Origin of the sequence: Kribbella kalugense (assembly GCF_004365875.1) — a bacterium.
Taxonomy (GTDB): Bacteria; Actinomycetota; Actinomycetes; order Propionibacteriales; family Kribbellaceae; genus Kribbella; species Kribbella kalugense.
On the sequence record NZ_SODF01000002.1, the window covers coordinates 840335 to 863508 of the forward strand.

A 23174-nucleotide genomic window follows, 5' to 3' on the forward strand; every position below is an offset into this window, starting at 1 on the left:
CTCCCCGGACGCCTGACCCCGCCCTCCGGACGCCCGAGCTCGCCTCCCGGACACCTGAGCTCGCCTCCCGGACACCTGAGCTCGACCCCCGGACGTTTGAGGGGTCAACCCCGGAGCTTGCCGGTTGCTCCGCCCGCATACCGGGCGCCAACCGACCATCCGAGGGGTCAACCCCGGAGGCGGTCGGCGGTGGCGGCTGGTTTTGTCCATGGCTTGCCCTAGGGTCGTGGACATGTCCGGAACCAGCCGGAGGCCAACCCTCAAGGACATCGCCGCCGAAACCGGGCTCTCGATGGCCGCGGTGTCGTATGCGCTGCGTGGCCTGCACGGCACGCCGGAGACCCGGCAGCGGGTCCAGGACGCCGCCGACCGGCTCGGTTACCAGGCCGATCCGGTCGCCCGCGCGCTCGCCTCGGGTCGCAGCGGTTCGATCGGCGTGCTCTGCGCCTCGCTCGAGGACCTGTGGCAGCAGCGAGTCGCGGCCGCGCTCGGCCGGGAGCTGCTGGCCCCGGACCGGAACGCCTGGATCATCGACTCGGCCGGCGACGCCGACCGTCAGCTCGAGCTCGCCCAGCACCTGGTCGACCACCGCGCCGACGCGATCGTGGTGATCCCGATCGACCCGGCCGCCAAGGCCTGGGCCGAGATCACCAAGCAGGCGCCGGTGATCGCGATCGGCGACGCCCTGCCCGGCGCGAAGGCGAAGTCCGAGGTGATCCTCGACAACGAAACCGGCGTGAGTACGGCGCTTCGCCGGCTGGCCGAGGCCGGTCACCGCACCATCGCCGTACTCAGCCCGACCCGGCGCTTCGAGATCGAGCGCCCGGCCGAAGAGATCGCCCAGCGGGTAGCGGCCGACCTCGGACTCGAGCTCCGCCTGCTGCAATGCCCGCACGATCTGGCCGGCGCGACCGAGGTCGCCCGGACGCTGCTCACCAGCACCCCGCGCCCGACCGGCATCCTCGCGCTCGCCGACTCGATGGCCTTCGGGGTGTACGCCGCCAGCCGCGAGCTCGGCCTGCGGATCCCGGAGGACCTGTCCCTGCTCGGGTACGACGACCAGCCGATGTCCCAGCTGCTTACCCCGCCGCTGTCGACGTTCCACTGGCCGCTGGACGAGCTGGTCGGACACGTGGTCTCCCGCGTCACGTCCGCCGTCGACACCAACCGCCGCGTCCGACGCACCACCCTGACGCCGACCCTGATCGAGCGCGGCACGGTCGCCGCCCCGCCCTCCTGAGCGAGACGGCCACCGAGGCGCGACAGGTTCCACCCGACCGAAACTAGACTAAGTCACTGCACTTACTCCCCGTTGTCCACAATCCGGACCGACGTCGCATCATGCGGGCGGAGCTCCTCGGTTGCTGCCCAGACCTGGCGGGCGAGCTGGTCGTCGTACGAGATGGTTGACGAGCGGACCTGGGTGAAGCGGTCGTAGTAGCCGGTTGGGGGCTCGGGGCCGACCGCGAGGCGGACTACTGGTTCGGCGCCGCGGCGGGGCGGGAGTGAGAATGCGGAGAGCGCCGCGACCTGCCAGCGCGGGAACTGGCGGCCGAGGTCCGTCCGTACCACTCCTGGATGTACGGCGACGACGTTCCAGTCCGGCCGTCGGCGCTGGAGTTCGTACGTGAACAGCAGGTTGGTCAGCTTGCTTCGGCTGTAGGTCAGGAACGGGTCGAATGACTCCGGTCCGTCCGCCAATCGCGCCGGGTCGATCCGCACCACACCGCCCCGCATCGGTGAGCGATGGCCCTCCGAGTTCACGTTCACGATCCGTCCGCCGGCGGGGATCAGGTGCCCGAGCAACGCGACTGCGGACCACGGCGCCAGCTGATGTACGGCGAGATTGAGCTCAACCCCTTCAGCACTGACCTGACGCGTCGGCGTCATCACGCCCGCGTTGTTGACGAGTACGTCGATCCGCTCGACCCGGCCCGCGATCTCGGCGGCGACGTACTCGATCCCTGAACGCACCGACACGTCCGCCGCAATGACCGTTGCATCCGGCAACTGTTTGGCCAAGGCCACGGCACGGTCCGGATCCCGCCCGACCAGGAACAGCCGGTGCCCGCCAGCAGCCAGCTGTTCGGCCGCCCGTCGCCCGAGGCCAGAGGTCGCGCCGATCAACACGACCGTGCTCACAACGCGACCCTTCTCATGCCTTGACCCCATTCAGGCCGAGGGCGCTGCTGAGCACTCGATCCCGCAGTCCGGCTGGGAGTTTCGGCAGGATTGCGCCGAGTGTGCGAGCCTCGGCGATCGCGTACCGACGACGCGGCCGACGCGCCTCCACCGCCCGAACGATGACCTCGGCAACCTTCTCCACCGGTCCTGGCTTGAAGCGGCTCATCGCCTTCTCGTACGCCGCCAGATGCGCTTGGTACAGCTCGACCCGCTCGCGGTCGGCGCGCTGAAGAGAAGCATCCGCGGCCACACCAGCACGAGCGAAGATCTCCGTCTCGGTCGTCCCCGGCTCGATCACCACGACCGGGATCTTCCACGCCGCCAACTCCAGCCGCAGCGCATTCGACAGAGCCTCCAGCCCAGCCTTGCTAGCGGACAGCGCGCCCAGCAACGGCATCGCGACCCGCCCGGTCGCCGCACTCACGTTCACGATCCGCCCAGCCCCGGCACGCACCAGCGGCAGGAACTCTCGCACAACGGCGGCCGGCCCGAGCGTGTTCACCTCGAGCTGCCGTCGCCACTCGTCCGCCGGCACCAGCTCCAGCGGACCCTGCACGATCACGCCGGCGTTGTTGATCACCGCCCACAGCCCGTCGACCTCACTCGCGACCCGCTTGGCCGCCGCCGCGACGCTCTCCGGATCCGCCACATCCAACGGCAACACACGCACTTCCGGATCGAACTCGGCCCGTCCGCGCGCCCCGGCGTACACAGTGAAACCCCGGCGCTGCAGCAGCCGGACCGTCGCCGTACCGATGCCGCCGGTCGATCCGGTGACGAGAACCGCTCGTGCCTCAGTCATATGCACTCCTCACAGATGTTCTCTGGGACATGTCCCTAGGGACATATGAGAGCATGCAGGTGTCCCGGGGGACATGTCAAGATGGCGGTCCAGCGAAGGAGACGGACATGTCACTGCGGCACGGGCTGCTCGGGCTGCTCGCCGAGGGACCGGCCAGCGGATACGACCTGGCCGGGCGGTTCACCGAACTGCTCAGCTCGGTCTGGCCGGCGCAGCATCCGAAGATCTACGCCGAGCTGAACAAGCTCGCGGCCGAGGGCCTGGTCGAGGTCGAGAGCGAGGGACCTCGGCGGCGGAAGGCGTACCGGATCACCGACGCGGGGATCGCGGAGGTCAAGCGCTGGCTGACCGACGTCGAAGTCGACCACACCATGCGGCTGCAGCCGCTGTTGCGCTCGCTGTTCTTCTGGCTGATGGACACCGACGAACTGCAACGCCACCTCGAGGCCGAGGCCCGGTACTACCGCGAGCTCGAACAGAACTACCGCGACTACGCGGCCCGCAAGGACCGCGGCGAGTTCGGCTACAGCGAGCAGACCCAGTCGATGCGGGTCACGATCGAAGCCGGCATCCGCCTGTACTCCGCCCTCGCCGACTGGGCCGAATGGGCCCAAACCGTCCCTCCGGCAAAGCCTGCCAAGCCCTCCTGACATACCGGAAGGCCGGCCGAGCGGGTGCTCGGCCGGCCTTCGCGGGAGGGGTACTGCGGTACTTCGTTACTTCTTGCCGAAGACCTGGATCTCGGTCATGTCGGTGAACTGGCAGCCACCGAACGCGCCGAGCGGGCAGTTCGTCTCGAAGTCCGGAACCTGCGGGCTGGTCATCACGAACCGGACGTACTGGACGCCGGTCGCGTTGGCGGTCGGGGCGACCAAGTTGTACTTGCCCCGGTTCGTGGCGTCGAAGGTGCCCGACGCCGCGACCGCCCAGGTGGTGCCGTCGGCCGAGGTCTCCACCCGGTAACCACCGGTCGAAGCGCTGCCCGGGTCACCACAGGTGTTGGACGGGTCGATGTTGAAGTCGCTGACGTTCACCTTCGCCGGCAGCTTGATGTCGATGTGCTTCTCGATCATCTTGTTGGTCGGCGTGCCGTTGTCGTCGCCGGTCGTGCTGCCCCAGCCGGTGCCCTGGGCGTTGTCGATCGCGAACCCGGGCCCACACTGCGGGCTGAAGTCCGGACCGTTGAAGTCGGCCACCGTGCCACCGCCGGACGCGGCCGCCCAGTTGCGACGTGGCGTGAAGTTCGCCTTGGCGCCGGCCTTGACCGTGGCCGGCTGGACCAGCAGCTCGTAGCCCGGTGCGGACATCACGAGCTTCGGGTAGGTACCCGGAGCGACACCCGTGATGGTGTAGTTGCCATTGGCATCGGTCGCGCCGGCGTAGTCACCGGCGTACCCGGAGGAGTGACCGCCGACGTAGACCAGGGCGCCGGCGATCGGAGCACCGGTGTCCTTGTCCTTGACGGTGCCGCTGAGCGTCGTGGTGGCGCCTGTCGGCGGCTTGTGGAAGTCCTCGGCCGGGAACGCGTCGCCGCCGTCGATGACACCGGCGTACCAGCCCATGCCGCGGTTGGCGAAGACGGTCCAGATCGTGTCGGCGTTCTTGCCGCCGCTGGCGACCAGGTCGGCCTGGACGATCGCGTTGCGCATGTCGAGCATCGTCGGGTCTGCCGGCGACAGCTCCATCGCGCGGGTGATGATGCTCATCGCGTAGCTACGGCCGAAACGCTCGCGCAGGTCCCACAGGGTCTGCGCCCAGACCTCACCGGAGGCGTGCACCTCGGGCGTTCCGCCGATGGTCGGGAAGTCGGCGTAGGTGTAGCCGCCCTTCGAACCGTCGGGCTGGATGCAGTTCGGGCTGACCGCGTGCACCCTGCAGTCGATGGCCTGGGTACGGAACAGGTCGCCGTGGGCCACGTAGCGGCCCTCGAGGACCTCACCCGGAGCAGTGGTGTCCTTCTCCAGGCCGTGCGAGACCAGGTAGTCCATCGCGTAGAAGTCGCTCCACGCCTCACCCATCGAACCGGCCTGGATGCTGTTCAGCGTCGAGTTGCCGGTGGCGTCGACGACCAGGCGGTTGGACAGACCGTGGGTGTACTCGTGGTACAGCACGCTCGCGTCGTTCGCGCCGCTGGACGGTACGAAGCCGTCCTGCGCGTCGGTCGCACCGGGCTGGTGCCACAGGTACATCTGCATGGTCGGCGGGGTGCCGTCCGGCGGGGTCGACATGTTCGCGTTGTCGATGTGGTTGGCGTCCGGGCCGCCGTTCGCTGCGGTGGCCGCACCGTCCAGCGCGTTCAGCTGGACCGGGTCGCCGCCCGCGGTGTCGAACGAGCCGGCCGCCGGGGTGAAGCTGATCGGCGGCTTGGCCAGCCAGTCGTGGTAGTTGCTGGCCAGATAGAACGCGTTGGTGACGTCCTGGTTCATGTTGGTCTTCCAGGAGTCCGGCTTCGCCGGGTCCCAGGTGCAGATGAACGAGGTCGAGCAGAACGACGACGCGCTCTGGAAGGGGACGATCTTGTACTGACCGCCGGTCGGGGTGCCGGGCACCTTGACCGTCTCGCCCGCGTTCGGCTGGTTGTCGTCGTTGACGTCCGCCCAGGCCTGCACCGACGTACCGTCGAGGAGGGTCTTGGCGTTCTTCGGCAGCCACTTGTTGAAGATCAGGTTCTCCACCCGCTGCGTGCCGCCCTTGGCGGCACCCGGGTAGTAGTCCTGCACCAGCGCGTCGCCGTTGCCCTCGCTGACCAGGTCCTTGCGGTACAGCGTGGCACCGGTCTGGGCGTCGACCACGTGGCTGTAGATGTTCTGGCCACCGGAGTTGGTGTAGGTCAGCCAGCCCTTCTGCAGCCCGTCGGCGGTGTGGAACCACACCTGCTGGGCGGTGTCGCCGTTGCTCCACTTGGTGTTCACACCGGAGGTCTTGGCGGTCGCGGACTTCGCCGTACCGCCGACGTCCTCGATGGCCGCACTACGGGCGCTCGCGGCGGACACCTTCGGCGCGGCCGCGGCGGACCGGGTCTGGGCGGCCGAAGCGAGGCCGGAGACCGGGGAGCCCATCACGGAGATCAGCTCGCCGTGCTTGGTGACGTTGGCCTTCAGGCCGTTGCCGAAGACCTCGACGCCGTCGACAACCTGAGCCCAGAAGATGTGGTGGGTACCGAGGTCGTCGACGTAGTCCTTGCGCAGCTTCAGCGTGCCGAGGTCCGCGGCGGAGAGCTTGAAGACCTCCGGGTGGGCCTTGACGTAGCCGAGCGCGACGTCGGCGGCCTTCTTGCCGCTCTTGCCGGTCAGGAAGCCGTTCAGCTTGGTGACCTGCGCCGGGGTGCCGGTGTTCGGGTCGACCGAGACGACGCCTTGCGGGCCGAGCGAGTCGCTGAACTTCTTCGCCGCCGCCGTCTCCTTGCCCTCGACCTTGGCGGAGCGGGCGTAGGTGGTCTTCGCGTTCGGCGTCCGGGCGTCGTAGTTGCCCTTACGCTCCTTGCCAGAAGCCTGCTGCTTGTCGGCCTGCGCCGGCTTCTTGGCCTCAGGACCGGTCTTCTGCTGCGCGGCGTCCGCGCCACCGGCGGTCATGGCCAGCACGACGGCGGCCGCGGAGACGGCTGAGACTGCGAGGAGCCCCCGCCCTCTGCGTGATGTGGTCACTGCAAATCTCCATGGAGTTCGTATTAGCGGATCGCCCTCCACGACCCGTCCCGGGGGCTGACCCTAAGCCTGCGGATGCGTCCGGGGAAGAGAAATCGCCGGAATGGCGTGGAGTTGAGGGTTGTCCTTCGTGTCCGGAACAGTACTAGGAGCGACCGGGTGGTTGCACGTAGCCACTACCCGGTCGCTCCTGGTGCCGAATCAGAAGGCGCCGGCGCCGTTCGGAGTACCGAGGCCGGTCGGGCCGTCCCAGCCGGTCCGGGCGTTGCACCACTGGGTCGTGGGGCAGGAGCCGTTGCTGCCGCTGGTCACGTCGAACAGCGAGCCCGGGTGGGCGTACGGGAACGAGTTCGCGTACCCGCTGGTGTTGCCCGACAGCGCGTAGACCGACGCGATGATCGGCGCGGCCTCACTCGTCCCGCCGAACTGCGCCCAGGTCGACGCGGTCTTGCTGGTCGGGTAGTAGATCGCCATCCCGCCCTTGCCCGGGTCGGCGGCCGCGGACACGTCCGCCATCGCCCGCTTCGAGCAGCCGGTGCTGAACGACGCGGCACCCGGCAGCGCCGTGTTGTACGACGAGCAGCCCGAACCGGCTCCGCTCCACACGGTCTCGCTCCAGCCCCGAGAGTTGCTGGCGGCAACCAACGACGTACCGCCGACGGCCGTCGTGTACGACGACGAGGCCGGGTAGCTGCCGCCCTGGTAACCGTCGTCACCGGTGGATGCGGTGACCGCGATACCCGGGTGGTTGTAGTACGCGCCGTAGGTCGCGTCGTCGGCGTCGCCGCCGCCGTAGCTGTTCGAGATCGCGACCACGCCGGCCTGCTTGGCCGCCGTCTGGACCGCGGTACCGAGGTCGGCGAAGCTGGCCGAGTTGGCCTGCACGACCACGATCTTCGCGTCCGGCGCCGCGGCCGAGACCGCGTCGACGTCGAGCGCCTGCTCACCGGCCCAGCCGACGTCGAACGTCGGCAGCGTCGTACCGCCGGTCTGGTTGATGACCTTCAGGCAGCCGTTGGCCTTCGTGCACGCGGACAGGCCGAACTGGGAGCGGTAGACGCCGAGGTCGCGCTCCAGGTTCGGGTAGCCGTTGGCGTCGACGATGGCGACCGTGCGGCCGCCGGCGCTGAGGCCGTTGAGCTTGTAGGCGTCCCGCAGACCGGTGGGGGTCAGGCCGGTCGACGGCGGCGCGCTGGCCTTCGGTGCGAGCCCGTCTGCGTTCACGAGTTTCACTGCGTCGCAACTCGCCGTGTGCTTGGCCTTCGCGGTCGAGCAGACGCGGGCGGCGTGCTTACCGGCTGTGTAGGAAGGGCTTTGGGCCGCGTCGGCCCCGGTTGCGGTCAGTGTTTGGACGGTCAGTCCTGCGACGGCTAGTGCGCCGACACCCAGGGCGGACACGAGAATCCGTTGCCTCAACTGGACTCCTCGAGTTGGGCAGGCCTCCGCTCACAAAACCCTGATGGCCGGGGCGGAGGCCAGCATTAATTGGGGGGTGTTCGCATCGTCCGTCGGCCGAGCAGGCCGATGCCAGCGATCGCCCCCCTGACAAATGTCATAGGTGGACCCATGACAGCCGCCCCGATCGGGGCCGAATTTCCGCGTAATCACGGGCTCACGGAGGGTGCCCGAACCGGTGAAGGTTTCCCCCTGAACTTTCCCGGGGCTCCGCCCTTGACACCGTTTGGCCAGCCGGGACTATGCTGCCGGAACCTGCGAGAAATCGATTTCCCTGCCTGGAGGTCCGACCATGGATCAGCCCCTGCTCAGTCGGCGCCACCTGCTCCAGGCGACCGGCGGTACGGCGCTCGCCGCCGCGCTGGCCGCGTGTGGCGGAGGCGGCGGAAGTGGCGGCGGGTCGTCGTCGAAGGAGCTGTCGTTCGTCTACATGGGGACGGCCGAGCAGCAGGCGACCTGGAACAAGCTGTTCGCCAAGTTCACCGAGCAGCACCCGGAGATCAAGCTCAAGGCCGAGGGCATCCCGCTGTCGAACTGGGGCGACTTCTTCAACAAGCTCTCCACCCGGATCGCCGGCGGCCAGGTGCCGGACGTCATCCAGATCGCGACCGAGGGCCAGCGGCTGTTCGCGTCCAAGGGCCTGCTCGCGCCGCTCGACGACTACATCACCAAGGACAAGTCGACGATCGACGAGTACTACGCCGACATGGACCCGAACCTGGTCGAGTGGGACAAGAAGTACGCCTCCACCGACGGCAAGACGTACTACCTGCCGGGCGAGTTCAACACCATGTGCATGTGGTACTCGAAGGACCTGTTCGCGAAGGCCGGCGTACCCGAGCCGACGCCGAAGTGGACCTGGGACGACTTCCGGCACGCGTGCGAGCAGATCAAGGCCAAGACCGGGGCCTTCGGGTACGCCGCCGGCCCGGAGTACTTCGCGGCGATCATGCCGTGGCTGTTGACGAACGGGACCAGCAGCTTCAGCGACGACTGGTCGAAGCCGACGTACGACGACCCTCGCGTGATCGAGGCCGCCGACTTCAACCGGAAGCTGGTCGCGGACAAGCTGTCGCCGCCGCCCGGTGGCACGTTCGACGCGACGACCGCGGCCGCGCAGGGCAAGCTGGCGATGTTCGGCGGCGGTCGCTGGCCGATCATCAGCATCCGGAACCTGAAGGCCACCGCGAAGATGGGGATCGTGCCGTGGCCGGTCAAGGTGCAGCAGGGCTCACCGGTCGGCTGGAACGGGTACCCGATCCTGAAGGCGTCGAAGAAGAAGGACGACGCCTGGACGTTCATCAAGTTCCTGATCTCCAAGGAAGGCTCGTCGTTCTTCGCCCAGCTCGGCGGCACCATCGTCCCGGCGCGTAAGTCGGTCGCGAACAGCCAGTCCTTCCTCGAGGACGCGCCGAAGGGGACGGAGTACCTGTACCAGGCGCTCAGCTACGCGACCCCGATCCCGTCGCCGGACAAGGGCGCCGCGATCCAGAAGGCGATCGAGGACGGCTGGAAGCAGGTGCTGACCGGCAACGCCGCGCCGGCCGACGCGCTCGGCAAGGCCCAGACCGCTTTGGAGGGGTTGGTCTGAAACCGCAGCGGAGGGACTGGCTACCGGGCTACGTCTTCATCAGTCCTGCCGTCCTGCTCTTCGTCATCTTCGTCGCCGGCCCGCTGGTCGCGGCCTTCGGACTCAGCTTGTTCCACTGGGATCTGCTGAGTACGCCGGAGTTCGCCGGCCTGGACAACTTCAAGCAGCTGGTGAGCGACCGCGCGACGATCCGCGCGGTCGTCAACACCTTCGTCTTCGCGCTCGCGTCGGTGGTCACACACATCGGGCTTGGCATGCTGCTCGCCCTCGGCGTCCACCGGACGATGACTCGCGGAACGAAGTACTTCGTCAGGACGGCGTTCTTCTTTCCCTTCTTGGTCTCGTGGGCGGCGGTCGCGCTGATCTGGAAGTACGTTCTCGATCCAGCTTTCGGGTTGGCGAACTACTACCTCTCGTCGACGACGAACTGGCTGGCGTCGCCGACGTGGGCGCTGCCGACGCTGATCGTGGTCGACTGGTGGCACACGATCGGGTACACGTTCATCATCTTGCTGGCCGGGCTGCAGACCGTGCCGGCGCAACTGCACGAGGCCGCCCGAGTGGACGGCGCTAACGCGTGGTGGCGGTTCTGGAGCGTGACGCTGCCGGTGATGTCGCCGACGATCTTCTTCGCGACCGTGATCACGTTCATCGGCGCGTTCCAGATCTTCGATCCGATGGTGATCATGACCCAGGGCGGTCCGGACGGCGCGACCCGCAGCATCGTGCAGTACACGTATGAGAAGGGCTTCCAGTCCTTCGAGGTCGGGTACGCCGCCGCGCTGTCACTGGTCCTGTTCGTCGTGATCATGATCGTCACCGGTCTGCAGTTCCGGCTTGGTCGACGGTGGGTGCACCAATGAAGGGCAAGCTGCTCGACCTCGTGCTGGTGCTCAGCGGGCTGCTGATGATCGCGCCGTTGGTCTGGCTGATCGTGACCGCGTTGTCCGAGCCGATCAACGCGTTCCAGCTGCCACCGCAGTGGATCCCCCGACCGCCGACGTTGCAGAACTTCCAGCAGGTGCCGGACCTGATCCCGTTCGCGCGGATGGCCTGGAACAGTCTGCAGATCGCGGTCCTCACGACGGCCGGCGCGCTGTTCACCAGTGCGCTGGCGGCATACGCGTTCAACCGGCTGCGGTTCCCGGGACGCGATCAGATCTTCTCGGTGCTGCTCGCGGCGCTCGTCGTACCGGTGCAGCTGACGGTGGTGCCGATCTTCATCATGATGCGCTGGCTGCATCTAGTGGACTCGACGGTGGCGATCTGGCTGCCGGCGCTGGTCAACGTGTTCGGGATCTTCTTTCTGCGGCAGTACATCTCGTCGATCCCGCGGGAGCTGGACGAGGCGGCGATCATGGACGGCGCCGGGCACTTCTGGATCCTGTTCCGGGTGATCCTGCCGCTGGCCCGGCCGGGGCTGACCGCGTTGGGGATCTTCGTGTTCGAGGCGTCGTGGAACAACTTCTTCTGGCCGTACATCTTCCTGTCGTCGCCGGAGAAGATGACGCTGCCGGTCGGCCTGGTGTCGCTGCAGGGCGCGATGGGCGGCGGTCCGGCCGTCGTACTGTTCGCGGCGATCACGCTGGTTGTGCTGCCGATCCTGGTGCTGTTCCTGATCTTCCAGCGCTCGTTTATCGCCTCGATCGCATCGACGGGTCTGCGCGCATGACCTACTTACCTGCTGCTTTCAAGGCTTTGTGGCACGAATTGCCCTTCCTCGTCGCCGCAGGTGTCTTGGTCTGCGTGGCCTCTTTTATGGTCGTCCTCTTCTCCCCTGGCCTGTCGCCGGTCAGCGTCCTTCTCGGCGCCGCGCTGGTGGGACCAGCGTGGGCAGCCGTGGTCGCCACAACCGACTCGATCGTGCGGGATGATCGCGGCGGCGTCCTGCTCCTGCTGCGGAACCTCAAGCGCCACGCTCTGCCGGGGCTCGAGGTCGCCTGCCTGCCGGCCGTAATCACCGCGCTGGCACTGCTCAACTGGCAGCTGTACGCCGGGCCTGTCTTCGCGATCCCATTGGCCGTCAGTGGTTGCGCGAGCGTGCTTGTCTTGCTTGCCTCCTGCTTCGCATTCAGCCTCCGCGTGACCGCCGGGCTTCGCGGCAAGACGCTCTGGCTAGCCGCATTGCAACTAGTTGCACGTGCACCACTCGTTCCCCTCGGCGTATTGGCACTAGTTGTTGTGTCACTACTCCTCGGCACTTCCGTGACGGCTTCCTTGCTTCTACTCGCCCCGGGTCCGGTCGCGTTGTTCGCTTCCGCTGGTACATGGACGGAGAAATATGCGTTACACCGGTGACAAACTTCGACACTTCGCGTTGCCGCTCGGCGGAGTTGGGACCGGCACGGTCGCGCTGGCCGGCAACGGGGCGCTGCGCCAGTGGCAACTGCACAACGTCGGCAATCACGACGGTCACGTGCCGGACAGCTTCTTCGCGCTCCGGCTGTCGCGCGTCGAGCCGCCGCTGGACGAGATCCGTTTACTACAAGGACCTCCGCAGGAGCCGTCCCGCACTCCGCTCGTCACCGACGACTTGGTTCCACCTGGCGAATCAGAGTTGCACTCACTGCTCGCACCGATCGGCGAGCCGACCATCACGGCGACGTACCCGGGCGCGCACGTCGACTACGCGACGGATCTGCCGCTGGCTGTCAGCCTCGATGTCTTCAATCCGTTGGTGCCGTCCGACGCCGCTGCGAGCTCGCAGCCCGTTGTGGCCTTCACCTTCACGCTGCACAACCCCGGTGAGATCGCCCTGCACGGCAAGCTCGCGGCTGCGTTGCAGAACTCGGTTGGCTGGGACGGCGTCACCCCGATCGACGGCGTCAGGTGTAGTCAGTACGGCGGCAACACGAATCGCGTCCGTCGGTCGGACGGGTGGACTGCAGTGGTGTGTGAGAACGCGGGATTGTCCGAGGACCACCCTGGCGCGGGTCAGCTCGTGCTCACCACTGATGGCGTCGGCGCGTTGACACACGCCCAGTGGTCTCGGCCCGACGAGTTTGTTGCCTTCCTCAACGGTCCGGTGACTGCAGTGAGTGGCGCGAGTGCACCTGGGTCGACCTGGAACGGTGGGCTGGCTGTCCCGTTCAGCTTGGGTCCTGGTGAGTCGGCGCAGGTGCGGTTCCTGATCGCGTGGCATTTCCCGAACCGATATGTCGACTTCAATCAGTTCGGCCCACATCCGGAGTACGGCCATAGTCGCTTCTGGCTGGGTAATGCGTACACCCGTCGTACGCCGGACGCTGTCGCCGCGGCCGAGTCGTTCATCGCCCGCTGGTCCTCGCTGCAGGAGTTGACGTTGTCCTGGGCTGAGGCGTTCGAGTCGAGCAGTCTGCCCGGGGAGGCCGGATCACGGCTCGCTGCGCTCGTGGCCGACGTACGTAGTCCGACTGTCTTCCAGACGGCGGATGACGACGTACTGGGGTTCGAGGGTGTGCTCGGCGCGTCGACGGTGATGTGGGGCGGGCGGTACGGCGGGTCGTGTCCGCTCAACTGCACTCACGTGTGGAACTACGAGCAGACGCTGTCCCGGCTGTTCCCGTCGCTGGAGCGGAACATGCGGGACACGGAGTACGACGTAATGCAGGCACCGGAGGGGTACATCCCGCACCGGGTGCGCGCACCGCTGTATATGAAGCAGCTGTGGGACGTGGTGATCGGCGGTCCGGAAGAGCCGGCGCTGGACGGGATGCTCGGGACGGTGCTGAAGACATATAGAGAGGTACGGCAGGGTGCCGGACAGGAGTGGCTGGAGCGACGCTGGCCTCAGGTGGTCCGGTTGCTCGACCACATCCACGGCAAGTGGCTGCAGGACGGCGTACTGCGTGGCATCCAGCCCAGTACGCACGACATCGACCTGTGTGGGGTCAACTCATTCATGGGCACGCTGTGGTTGGCCGCGTTGCGTGCCGCCGAGGAGATGGCGCAGCTGCTCGGTGAGGACGGGACGGCGTACCGGAAGCTGTTTGAGGCTGGTAGCAAGGCGTACGACGAGTTGCTGTTCACCGGCGAGTACTACCGGCAGATCCTGTCGCCTGACGAAACCAGGGACTTCCAGTGGGGTGATGGCTGCCTCGCCGACCAGCTGATCGGGCAGTGGTGGGCGCATCAGCTCGACCTCGGCTACATCCTTCCGGCGGACCACGTGCGTACGGCGCTGCAGAACGTCGTACGGCACAACCTGCGGACCGGCTTCCACGACTTCGAGCACCCGTACCGCGTCTTCGCCGACGGAGACGACACGGGCCTCCTTATGTGTACCTGGCCGCACGGCGGACGCCCCGACGTACCCACCCGGTACTGCGACGAGGTCTGGACCGGCTCGGAGTACCAGGTAGCCGCCCACTGCCTCTACGAAGGCCTCACCGACGAAGGTATGTCCATCCTCCAAGGACTCTGGACCCGCTACGACGGCACCCGCCGCAACCCCTTCAACCCCATCGAATGCGGCGACCACTACATCCGCAACGCCGCCGGCTGGTCAACCCTAGAAGCCCTAACCGGCTACACCCACAACGCCCTAACCAAATCAGCCACCTTCGCCCCACTCCCCCTTGCCCGCTCAGGCCCGACCTGGCAATTCCCCTTCACCACCAACACCGGCTGGGCCATAGCCACCCAAACCGCCGACTCCCTAACCCTCACCTGCAAGTCCGGCCACCTAGACCTCCAAACCATCCAAGTCGACGGCACCACCCACACCATCAACACCCCCATCCACCCCGGAACCCCGTTGGTCATCCCAACTGCGTGAGCCTTACGTCAACTGCATGCCCTGGACCTCTTCGGGGGGCCGTTTTGTCGTTCGGGCAGGGAAGAGCGCCGGCCGTCCGGCAACGCCGCCGGACGGTCGGCGCTCGCTCAGAGGAGTCCCAGGTCGGCGGACTCCTGGTCGGTGAACAATCTCGACCTGATCAGGAAGCGGACGCCCTCGGGGGCCTCCACCGAGAAGCCGCTGCCACGGCCCTTCACCACGTCGACCGTCAGCTGGGTGTGCTTCCAGTACTCGTACTGGTTCGCGGACATCCAGAAACCGATCGGCTTGTCCACTCCATCCACCGCGAGATCACCGAGATGCACGTCCGCCGACCCCGTTTTGAATTCCCCGTCCGGGAAGCACATCGGCGAACTACCGTCGCAGCAGCCACCGGACTGGTGGAACATCAGCGGACCGTGCATGCCGGTGAGACGGCGGAGCAGGTCCGCCGCCTCGTCGGTGAGCATTACCTTGGCGGCCACCGTCAGAAGAACCCCAGCTTCGACGGGCTGTAGCTGACCAGCAGGTTCTTGGTCTGCTGGTAGTGGTCCAGCATCATCTTGTGGTTCTCCCGGCCGATGCCGGAGTTCTTGTAGCCACCGAACGCCGCGTGCGCGGGGTAGGAGTGGTAGTTGTTCGTCCAGACCCGGCCGGCCTGGATCTCCCGCCCGGCCCGGTACGCCGTGTTGATGTCCCGCGACCAGACCCCGGCCCCGAGGCCGTAGAGGGTGTCGTTGGCGATCTTCATCGCGTCGGCGTAGTCGTCGAACTTCGTCACGGAGACGACCGGCCCGAAGATCTCCTCCTGGAAGATCCGCATCTTGTTGTCGCCCTCGAAGATCGTCGGCTGGATGTAGTAGCCACCCGCGAGGTCGCCGTCGAGCTCCGCCTTCGCGCCGCCGGTGATCACCTTCGCGCCCTCGGCCTGACCGATGTCGATGTAGGCGAGGATCTTCTCGTACTGGTCGTTGCTGGCCTGGGCGCCCATCATCGTGTCGGTGTCGAGCGGGTTGCCCATCTTGATCGCCTGCGTCCGCGCGGTCGCGTCGGACAGGAAGCTGTCGTAGATGGACGACTGGATCAGCGCCCGCGACGGACACGTGCAGACCTCGCCCTGGTTCAGCGCGAACATCGTGAAGCCCTCGAGCGCCTTGTCGTAGAAGTCGTCCTTCGACGACGCGACGTCGGCGAAGAACACGTTCGGGCTCTTGCCGCCGAGCTCCAGCGTGACCGGGATGATGTTCTCCGACGCGTACTGCATGATCAGTCGCCCGGTCGTGGTCTCACCAGTGAACGCGATCTTGGCAACTCTGTTGCTTGAGGCAAGCGGTTTGCCGGCCTCGACGCCGAACCCGTTGACGATGTTCAGTACGCCGGGCGGGAGCAGGTCCTGGATCAGCTCCATCAGCACGTGGATCGACGCCGGAGTCTGCTCGGCCGGCTTCAGTACGACGGCATTGCCGGCCGCCAGCGCGGGCGCCAGCTTCCAGACCGCCATCAGGATCGGGAAGTTCCACGGGATGATCTGCCCGACCACGCCGAGCGGCTCGTGGAAGTGGTAGGCGATCGTGTCGTCGTCGATCACCGATACCGAGCCCTCCTGGGCCCGCAGCGCACCGGCGAAGTAGCGGAAGTGGTCGATCGCCAGCGGCATGTCGGCAGCGAGCGTCTCGCGGACGGCCTTGCCGTTGTCCCAGGCTTCGGCGACCGCGAGCAGCTCGAGGTTGGCCTCGATCCGGTCGGCGATCTTGTTCAGGATGTTGGCGCGCTCGGCCGGCGACGTACGTCCCCAGCCCGGCGCCGCACCATGCGCGGCATCCAGGGCGGCTTCGACATCTTCCGCCGTACCGCGAGCGATCTCGGTGAAGTTCTCACCAGTGACGGGAGTGGGATTCTCGAAGTACCCGCCTTTGACCGGCGGAACCCATTCGCCGCCGATGTAGTGGTCGTAGCGTGATTTGAACGCGACCGGGCTGCCATCCTGCCCGGGAGCTGCGAAGATCGTCATAGGTCCTCCTTCAGATCGGAAACCTGACGTTGGACCGAACGTAGGAGGATGGACGTTGCACGGACGTTGCAACGTGGAGTGAGGCGGCATGGACGCACAGGATCAGGCCCGCCGGTTGAGCGAGTTGTACGACGAGGTGCTCGGCGGAGGCCGGGTGCCGGGTGTGCCGCGCCCGCTGATCACCGCCTCCTGGGAGCGCTCCCTCGCGGCCGCGGTCGATCCCGAGCTGGACGCGCCGCCGGTGGTCGTCGACGCCGAAGTACTCGAGGCGATCCGGGCGAACCACCCGCTGCAGGCCGTCCTGCCGGTGCTGCGGCAGACGCTGACCACGATCGCCGACGAGGCGTCGCACATCATGATCATCACCGACGCCCAGGGGATGATCCTGTGGCGTGAAGGCGCCGCCGACGTGAAGCGGCAGGCCGACCGGATCGCTTTGTCCGAAGGCGCGGTGTGGTCCGAGGACCAGATCGGCACCAACGGCATGGGTACGTCGCTCGCGGTCGGGAAGCCGGTGCAGATCTACTCGGCCGAGCACCTGGTACGCCGGATTCACGAATGGACCTGTGCCGCCGCGCCGGTGCACGATCCCGACACCGGCAAGCTGATCGGCGCGGTCGACGTCTCCGGTCCGCTCCGCACGGTCCACCCCGCGATGGTCGCGTTGGTGACCGCGGCTGCCCAGTTGGCTGAGGGCCAGCTGAGAGTCCGGATGGCCGCGGCCGACGAGATGCTGCGTGCCCGCAACATGCGGCACCTGATGGCGCTCGGCGACGCACCCGGTGCGTTGCTGACCCCGAGCGGCCGCGTGCTCGCCGTACAACCGCTCGAGTGGCTGCCCGACCGCCTGATAGTCCCGGACGGCGCCGACCGCATCGACCTCGGCGACGGCCGCGAAGGTCTGCTCGAGCCACTCGACGAGGGCTACCTGCTCCGCATCCCCGGTACGGCGGTCCGCCGGTCGCGACCGTCACTGCGCCTCAAGCTGCTCGGCGCCGGTCAACCGATCGCGGTCGTCGGCGGCCGCGAGATCGCGCTGACGTTACGGCGGGCCGAAGTACTCGCACTCCTTCTTCTACATCCGTCCGGGCTCACCGCCGAGCAGTTGATGCTGCAGCTGTACGGCGACGAGGGCAATCCGACCACGGTCCGCTCGGAGATGCATCGCCTGCGGAACCTGCTCGGTGGCGGGGTGCTCGACACCAAGCCGTACCGAATCATCGCCGACGTCACCGGCGACGTCACCGACGTCCAGACGGCACTCGGCAACGGACAACTGCTCGCGGCCCTCGACCTCTACAACGGTCCTTTGCTGGCCAGGTCCGACGCCCCGGCCCTGCGAGCCGAGCGCGATGAGCTCGACGCGACGCTGCGCCGCGCGGCGATCGACTCCGCCGATCCCGAACTGCTGTGGCGATTCGCCCAGACCGCGACCGGCGCCGAAGACCTGGAGATCTTCGAGTCCCTGGACGCGGACCTGCCGGCCCACGATCCACGCCGCGCCGCCGTCGCCGCCCGCCTCGACCGCCTGGTGGACTAGGTCCGCGTGACCTTCGATCTCCCTACGCTCTGTCAGGACCTGACGCCGAGCGAGGAGAGCCATGACCGAGCAGAACTTCAAGGCGGCGGCCGGCGGACGCATCATTCTGAGCGTGCAACTGGACTGTCCCGGCATCGTGTACGTCGACGCCGACCCGATCTGCAGGCAGGCCACGATCCGCGCGACGACACTCGACGCAGAAGGCCCGACGGCTGATGCGGTCGACAATGCCGACGTCAGCTCGACCCCCGACGGACTCGGGCTCCGGATCAAGTCGCCGTACACCGACCGGAAGTCGGGCGGCCTCGTGGAGGTCCGGGCGACGGTCCCACCGGGCAGCTCGGCGGTGGTCCAGACCGACAGTGCCGATATCACCATGCTGGGAGCCGGGAGCCTCGACGACGCCCACGCTGACACCAAATCCGGCCAGGTCCGGATCCTCGCCGCCGGCTCGGCCACCGCCGTGACCGAGACGGGATCCATCTACGTCGGTTCGGCCGCCACGGTCGACGCGACCTCCCTGGGCGCCGAGGGGATTCCGGACGAGGTCCGGGTGCGAATCGACCGAGCCGACGCGGCCAAGGTCCAGACCGGGGCAGGCGACGTCCACGTCGGCTACGCCGCTAGCCGGCTGGAAGTGACCACAGGCGAGGGCTCCATCAAGGCCGACAACCTTGGCGGCGACAGCAAACTGCAGAGCCAGGGCGGGCAGATCACCGCCACCGTGACCGGCCCCGGCGACCACAGGATCACGTCGGCGACGGCGCCCGTCCGCGTCACCATCGAGCGGTCGGCACCACTCGACGGAGTGCGGGTCCAGGCCATCGACCCCCGCGGCCAGGCCCAGGTCGAAGACAATCGCCCGTACCCCGCCTCGACCGGTGGCGCCGCAGCCGGAGCCGCCGCGACCCAAAGCACTGGCGCCGGAGTTGCAGCGGGCCCGGCGGCAGTGTCACCTTCTAAATGGCGTCCGAACGGCACCATCGAACGCTGAGGAATGACCTCCACGCTTCCTACTCTCGAGGAATGGTCGAACGGAACATATCCGCCGAAACCGAAGGCGCTGTCCTGCTCGAGGCGCTCCTGCACGATCGGTACGGCGCGGTGTACGTCAACGTCAACCCCGACTGCAAGGTGGCGTCCGTCCGGGTGATGACCACGGACAGCGAAGGCGTGGCGGCGCAGGCGATCGCCGACGGGAAGCTGACCTGGGACGAGGAGGACCGTCGGCTGACCGTGGACATCGAAGCGCCGGGCGTGAACTCGAGAGACGGATGGCGGGTGGACGTCTGGGCCGAGCTCCCACCAGGCTCGACACTGGACGCCCATACCGACGAAGCCGACGTAGAGACCTCAGGCGAGGCGCCACTCGCTGATGCGATGATCGAAACGACGACCGGCGAGGTGCGGGTCGAGGATGCCGTCAAGGCCTACGTGAAGACAGTCTCAGGCCCGGTCCACGTCGGCTTCGCGGACGAGGCCGTCGTACGCACCGAAGGCGACGTCGCGCCGGATCGCGATCATGTGACGATCGGCGAGGTCGGCGCGCTGGACGTACAGACCACCGGCGGCAAGGTCCGGGTCGAACACGCCATCATTTCTCTCGCCGTCAAGACCAAGGACGGCGACGTCGAGATCGACTCCACCAGCAGCGACGGCACCGACGTGCGCAGCCAGAGTGGGCGGATCACGGCGACGGTCACCGGCGGGAAGAACCATCAGTTCAGTTCTCCGACCGGGGTCGTCGACATCACGGTCGAATACACAGCTCCGCCCGACGTCAAGATCCAGGCCAGCGACATCCGCGGCCCGGTGCGACCGACGCTGTCGGAAGGCTTCCTCGAGGTGAACCAGCACCGACCGCCGAGTGCCGCCGCGTCCGGTCTCGGGGCCGGCCAAGCCGCCGGTGGTGGGGCCGCCGGCGGGAGTGCTGCCGCCGGGGCGGCGGCAACTCGCGCCGGCGAACGCCGCGCAGCGATCGAGTGCTGAGGACGGTGACACGCAACACGCAGGCGTGATGATGACCGCAAGGACATGACTGACGAGTAACCAACCAATAACATCGCTGGTATGCAGATCCTCGCCATCGTCGTCTCGCTCGCGGTGACACTGGTCGCCGTCGCGCTGTTCGGCAAGACGATCGGGCACATCGTGTCCGTCATCAAGCTCGGTCAGCCGACGGCCCGGACCGACAACCCGGGCAAGCGGACCGCCACCCTGGCCAAGGAGACTCTCGGCCACACCCGGATGCTGCAGTGGAGCCACATCGGGGTGATGCACTGGTTCGTCGCATTCGGGTTCATCGGCTTGTTCCTGACGCTGGTGACGGCGTTCGGCCAGCTGTTCGACCCGCACTGGGCGCTGCCGGTGATCGGGCACTGGTTCGTGTTCGAGTGGGTGAGCGAGGCGCTCAGCTGGACCGGCCTGGTGTCGATCCTCGGGCTGATGGCGATCCGGTTGCGCAATCTGCCCAAGGGTCCGGAGGGCCGGTACAGCCGCTTCTACGGTTCGACCTCCTGGCAGGCGTACTACGTCGAGTACACGATTCTCGGCGTACTGATCTGCATCCTGTTGCTGCGCGGACTCGAGTATCAGCTCGGCGACGGTGACAAGTTCCACTTCCCGATGACGTTCTTCATCGGCACCGGACTTTTCGGCGGCCTGAGCGAGCACGGGCTGGAGAACGCGGTCTACCTGGTCGCGATGATCAAGATCCTGATCTCGTTCGCGTGGATGATCACGATCTCGCTGAACGCCACGATGGGCGTGGCCTGGCACCGGTTCACCGCGTGGCCGAACATCTGGTTCAAGCGCAAGGCCGACGGCGGTACGGCGCTTGGCGCGTTGCAGCCGATCATGGTCAAGGGCGAGCCGATCGATTTCGAGAACATCGAGGAGCTCGACGAGGACGCGGCGCTCGGCGTCGGCAAGGTCGAGGACTTCACCTGGAAGGGTCTGCTCGACTTCACCACCTGCACCGAGTGCGGTCGTTGCCAGTCGCAGTGCCCGGCCTGGAACACGGACAAGCCGTTGTCGCCGAAGCTGATCATGATGGGGCTGCGCGAGCACGCTTATGCGAAGGCGCCGTACCTGCTGGCTGCTGAGGACGACCGCAAGTCGTTGTCCCAGCTGGTGCTCGACGAGCAGGACAAGCCGTTGGTCGGTCCCGCGGATGTCGCGGTGATCGACGAGGAGGCGTTGTGGGCCTGCACGTCGTGTGGTGCGTGTGTGCAGCAGTGCCCGGTCGACATCGAGCACGTCGACGCGATCATGGACATGCGCCGGTACCAGGTGCTGATCGAGTCGTCGTTCCCGTCGGAGCTCAACGGACTGTTCAAAGGCCTGGAAAACAAGGGCAATCCGTGGAACATGAATCCGTCCGGCCGGATGGACTGGGCCAAGGACCTGCCGTTCGAGGTCAAGCAGGTCGGCACGGACGTCGAGACGCTGGCCGAGGTCGAATACCTGTTCTGGGTCGGTTGCGCCGGTGCCTACGAGGACCGGGCGAAGAAGACCACGCAGGCTGTCGCCGAACTGCTAAACATCGCCGGCGTCAGCTTCGCCGTACTGGGTGATGGCGAGACCTGCACGGGTGATCCAGCCCGGCGGGCCGGCAACGAGTTCGTCTTCCAGCAGCTCGCGATGCAGAACGCCGAGGTCTTCAAGGAGACCGGCGCGAAGAAGGTCGTCTCCACCTGCGCGCACTGCTTCAACACCTTGAAGAACGAGTACTCCCAGCTCGGCGTCGAGCTCGACGTCATCCACCACACCCAGCTGCTGAACCGCCTGGTCCGCGAGGGCAAGCTGACCCCGGTCGCGCCGGCCGACAGCTCACTCAACGGCCAGAAGATCACGTACCACGACCCGTGCTACCTCGGCCGCCACAACCAGGTGTACGACGCCCCGCGCGAACTGCTCGACATCATCCCGGGCGCGGAGTACGCCGAGATGCCGCGGAACCAGACGAAGTCGTTCTGCTGCGGCGCCGGCGGTGCGCGGATGTGGATGGAGGAGAAGCTCGGCACCCGGATCAACCTGAACCGCACCACCGAGGCGGTCGAGACCGGAGCCGACAAGATCGCCACCGGCTGCCCGTTCTGCCGCGTCATGCTGTCCGACGGCCTGACCGCGAAGCAGGCCGACGGCTCGGCTCGTGAATCGGTCGAGGTCCAGGACGTCGCCCAACTGCTGCTTGCCTCCGTCAAGCGCAGCTGAGCTCAAGTCACAGGATTCTGCAAGAAGCTGCAAGGACTCTTCCTCCCCGGGTGGTCCAGACCATAAGATCCGACGGCTGCGCATCACCTGGGGAGGACAAAGTCCATGAAGTACCGCGCTGCGGTGGCCACGCTTGCCGCCGTACCACTAGCTCTCGGCCTGACGGCCTGCGGCGGCCAGCCCGAAGCGACCGGGTACCGCCCGTCGGTCCCGGCCGAGACGCCGACGGCGGTCGTCAGCAAGACCGCCGTACCGCTCGAGAAGGTCGCCCGGCTGAACCGGGTCACGTTCGTGCCGGCGATGAACGCGGCGCTGACCAAGCAGAAGTCGTGGCACATCGTCGGCAAGGTGACGGCCAACGGCAGCACGCTGATGACCATGGATGGCTTCCAGACCGCCAAGCCGAACGCGATGTCGATGGTGATGGCCGGGGCGGCCTTCGGTGGCAAGACCGCGAAGATGATCCAGATCAAGAACGTCGCCTACGTGTCGATCCCGGGGACGACGCCGGGCGGCAAGTTCGTGCGGATCAAGGCATCCGACGGTGACCTCGGCCAGCTCATCGACAGCAGTGACCCGACCACGATCTTCAAGTCGTTCGGCTCGAACCTCGGCACGGTGAAGTTCGTCGGCGCGGAAACCGTCGGCGGTCAGGCGCTGGACCGCTACGACGTCACCGTCGACACTGCCAAGGCCCTGGCCCTGCAGCACAAGAAACTCCCGGCCGGTGCACCCAAGACGCTGACCTACAGCTTGTGGATGGACAAGTCGCACCTGGTCCGGCGGATGTCCTTCGACCTGGTCGGCGTCTCGATGCTGATGACGATGACCGACTACAACAAGCCGGTGCACATCACCGCGCCGCCGGCGAGCAAGATCGTGAAGTAGGCCGGAATCGGTCACATCTCACCCGATCGTGTGAACTTCTCGTAATCTCCCGTTACGGATGTGATCACCTCTGGATGATCGGGTGGGC

Annotated in this window: 18 protein-coding genes; 12 read left to right on the forward strand and 6 right to left on the reverse strand. The window is 67.1% G+C overall.

The features are described from left to right. Positions 1 to 232: 232 nt before the first annotated feature. A complete protein-coding gene (locus tag EV650_RS21700; protein WP_134120868.1) occupies positions 233 to 1240 on the forward strand; it encodes a LacI family DNA-binding transcriptional regulator in 1008 nt (335 codons plus the stop codon). Between the two features lie 62 nt (positions 1241 to 1302). On the opposite strand, the gene EV650_RS21705 is transcribed toward EV650_RS21700, so the two are convergent. Next, on the reverse strand, positions 1303 to 2142 hold the full coding sequence (locus EV650_RS21705; protein WP_166678232.1) for an SDR family NAD(P)-dependent oxidoreductase: 840 nt from the start codon (positions 2140 to 2142) through the stop codon (positions 1303 to 1305). Positions 2143 to 2155: 13 nt separating this feature from the next. Further along, complete coding sequence (locus EV650_RS21710) at positions 2156 to 2986, reverse strand: SDR family NAD(P)-dependent oxidoreductase (protein WP_134120870.1); 831 nt, start codon at positions 2984 to 2986, stop codon at positions 2156 to 2158. A 107-nt stretch (positions 2987 to 3093) separates the two neighbouring features. Here EV650_RS21710 and EV650_RS21715 point away from each other — a divergent pair, with 107 nt between their 5' ends. Beyond that, entirely contained in the window at positions 3094 to 3636 is a 543-nt protein-coding gene (locus EV650_RS21715) for a PadR family transcriptional regulator (RefSeq protein ID WP_134120871.1), read from the forward strand. A gap of 66 nt (positions 3637 to 3702) precedes the next feature. Here EV650_RS21715 and EV650_RS21720 read toward each other — a convergent pair whose 3' ends face one another. Further along, a complete protein-coding gene (locus EV650_RS21720) occupies positions 3703 to 6630 on the reverse strand; it encodes a M36 family metallopeptidase (RefSeq protein ID WP_134120872.1) in 2928 nt (975 codons plus the stop codon). A 201-nt stretch (positions 6631 to 6831) separates the two neighbouring features. After that, complete coding sequence (locus EV650_RS21725) at positions 6832 to 8046, reverse strand: S53 family peptidase (RefSeq protein ID WP_134120873.1); 1215 nt, start codon at positions 8044 to 8046, stop codon at positions 6832 to 6834. A 331-nt stretch (positions 8047 to 8377) separates the two neighbouring features. On the opposite strand from EV650_RS21725, the gene EV650_RS21730 reads away from it, so the two are divergent. The 5 genes from EV650_RS21730 to EV650_RS21750 all read left to right on the forward strand — a co-directional run bounded on the left by EV650_RS21730 (position 8378) and on the right by EV650_RS21750 (position 14432). Then, positions 8378 to 9676: an ABC transporter substrate-binding protein gene (locus EV650_RS21730; RefSeq protein WP_134120874.1), complete on the forward strand. Its 1299-nt coding sequence runs from the start codon at positions 8378 to 8380 to the stop codon at positions 9674 to 9676. Positions 9677 to 9783: 107 nt separating this feature from the next. After that, positions 9784 to 10539 carry a carbohydrate ABC transporter permease gene (locus EV650_RS21735; RefSeq protein WP_238174365.1) on the forward strand — a complete coding sequence of 252 codons (756 nt, stop codon included), beginning with the start codon at positions 9784 to 9786 and terminating at the stop codon, positions 10537 to 10539. Continuing rightward, positions 10536 to 11348, forward strand: a complete 813-nt coding sequence (locus EV650_RS21740) for a carbohydrate ABC transporter permease (RefSeq protein ID WP_134120876.1) — start codon at positions 10536 to 10538, stop codon at positions 11346 to 11348. Before EV650_RS21735 ends, EV650_RS21740 begins: the two co-directional genes overlap by 4 nt. Further along, positions 11345 to 11974: a hypothetical protein gene (locus EV650_RS21745; RefSeq protein ID WP_134120877.1), complete on the forward strand. Its 630-nt coding sequence runs from the start codon at positions 11345 to 11347 to the stop codon at positions 11972 to 11974. Before EV650_RS21740 ends, EV650_RS21745 begins: the two co-directional genes overlap by 4 nt. After that, positions 11958 to 14432, forward strand: coding sequence for a GH116 family glycosyl hydrolase (locus EV650_RS21750; protein WP_134120878.1), 2475 nt, complete (start codon positions 11958 to 11960; stop codon positions 14430 to 14432). The genes EV650_RS21745 and EV650_RS21750 overlap by 17 nt, the downstream gene beginning before the upstream one ends. A gap of 107 nt (positions 14433 to 14539) precedes the next feature. Here the strand turns inward: EV650_RS21750 and EV650_RS21755 are convergent, their stop codons facing one another. After that, positions 14540 to 14917 carry a DUF779 domain-containing protein gene (locus tag EV650_RS21755; RefSeq protein WP_134120879.1) on the reverse strand — a complete coding sequence of 126 codons (378 nt, stop codon included), beginning with the start codon at positions 14915 to 14917 and terminating at the stop codon, positions 14540 to 14542. A 2-nt stretch (positions 14918 to 14919) separates the two neighbouring features. Then, positions 14920 to 16443 (reverse strand): aldehyde dehydrogenase, encoded by a 1524-nt coding sequence (adh, locus tag EV650_RS21760; protein ID WP_134120880.1) that lies wholly within the window; start codon positions 16441 to 16443, stop codon positions 14920 to 14922. An 88-nt stretch (positions 16444 to 16531) separates the two neighbouring features. On the opposite strand from adh, the gene EV650_RS21765 reads away from it, so the two are divergent. The 5 genes from EV650_RS21765 to EV650_RS21785 all read left to right on the forward strand — a co-directional run bounded on the left by EV650_RS21765 (position 16532) and on the right by EV650_RS21785 (position 23086). Next, entirely contained in the window at positions 16532 to 17983 is a 1452-nt protein-coding gene (locus EV650_RS21765; protein WP_134120881.1) for a GAF domain-containing protein, read from the forward strand. Between the two features lie 61 nt (positions 17984 to 18044). Beyond that, the gene (locus tag EV650_RS21770; RefSeq protein ID WP_134120882.1) at positions 18045 to 18977 is read left to right on the forward strand and encodes a DUF4097 family beta strand repeat-containing protein; all 933 of its coding nucleotides are present in this window, start codon (positions 18045 to 18047) and stop codon (positions 18975 to 18977) included. Positions 18978 to 19009: 32 nt separating this feature from the next. Beyond that, positions 19010 to 19972 (forward strand): DUF4097 family beta strand repeat-containing protein, encoded by a 963-nt coding sequence (locus tag EV650_RS21775; protein ID WP_166678233.1) that lies wholly within the window; start codon positions 19010 to 19012, stop codon positions 19970 to 19972. An 81-nt stretch (positions 19973 to 20053) separates the two neighbouring features. Next, positions 20054 to 22198: a (Fe-S)-binding protein gene (locus EV650_RS21780; RefSeq protein WP_134120884.1), complete on the forward strand. Its 2145-nt coding sequence runs from the start codon at positions 20054 to 20056 to the stop codon at positions 22196 to 22198. Between the two features lie 105 nt (positions 22199 to 22303). Further along, on the forward strand, positions 22304 to 23086 hold the full coding sequence (locus EV650_RS21785) for an SCO4651 family lipoprotein (protein ID WP_134120885.1): 783 nt from the start codon (positions 22304 to 22306) through the stop codon (positions 23084 to 23086). Positions 23087 to 23174 lie beyond the last annotated feature (88 nt).

Excerpts from the sequence above, each read along its gene's own strand:
- EV650_RS21700 (WP_134120868.1), top strand. The coding sequence starts at position 233 with ATGTCCGGAACCAGCCGGAGGCCAACCCTCAAGGACATCGCCGCCGAA.
- EV650_RS21780 (WP_134120884.1), top strand. The coding sequence starts at position 20,054 with ATGCAGATCCTCGCCATCGTCGTCTCGCTCGCGGTGACACTGGTCGCC.
- EV650_RS21730 (WP_134120874.1), top strand. The coding sequence starts at position 8,378 with ATGGATCAGCCCCTGCTCAGTCGGCGCCACCTGCTCCAGGCGACCGGC.
- EV650_RS21785 (WP_134120885.1), top strand. The coding sequence starts at position 22,304 with ATGAAGTACCGCGCTGCGGTGGCCACGCTTGCCGCCGTACCACTAGCT.
- EV650_RS21765 (WP_134120881.1), top strand. The coding sequence starts at position 16,532 with ATGGACGCACAGGATCAGGCCCGCCGGTTGAGCGAGTTGTACGACGAG.
- EV650_RS21745 (WP_134120877.1), top strand. The coding sequence starts at position 11,345 with ATGACCTACTTACCTGCTGCTTTCAAGGCTTTGTGGCACGAATTGCCC.
- adh (WP_134120880.1), bottom strand. The coding sequence starts at position 16,443 with ATGACGATCTTCGCAGCTCCCGGGCAGGATGGCAGCCCGGTCGCGTTC.
- EV650_RS21775 (WP_166678233.1), top strand. The coding sequence starts at position 19,010 with ATGGTCGAACGGAACATATCCGCCGAAACCGAAGGCGCTGTCCTGCTC.
- EV650_RS21770 (WP_134120882.1), top strand. The coding sequence starts at position 18,045 with ATGACCGAGCAGAACTTCAAGGCGGCGGCCGGCGGACGCATCATTCTG.
- EV650_RS21750 (WP_134120878.1), top strand. The coding sequence starts at position 11,958 with ATGCGTTACACCGGTGACAAACTTCGACACTTCGCGTTGCCGCTCGGC.
- EV650_RS21710 (WP_134120870.1), bottom strand. The coding sequence starts at position 2,986 with ATGACTGAGGCACGAGCGGTTCTCGTCACCGGATCGACCGGCGGCATC.
- EV650_RS21740 (WP_134120876.1), top strand. The coding sequence starts at position 10,536 with ATGAAGGGCAAGCTGCTCGACCTCGTGCTGGTGCTCAGCGGGCTGCTG.
- EV650_RS21715 (WP_134120871.1), top strand. The coding sequence starts at position 3,094 with ATGTCACTGCGGCACGGGCTGCTCGGGCTGCTCGCCGAGGGACCGGCC.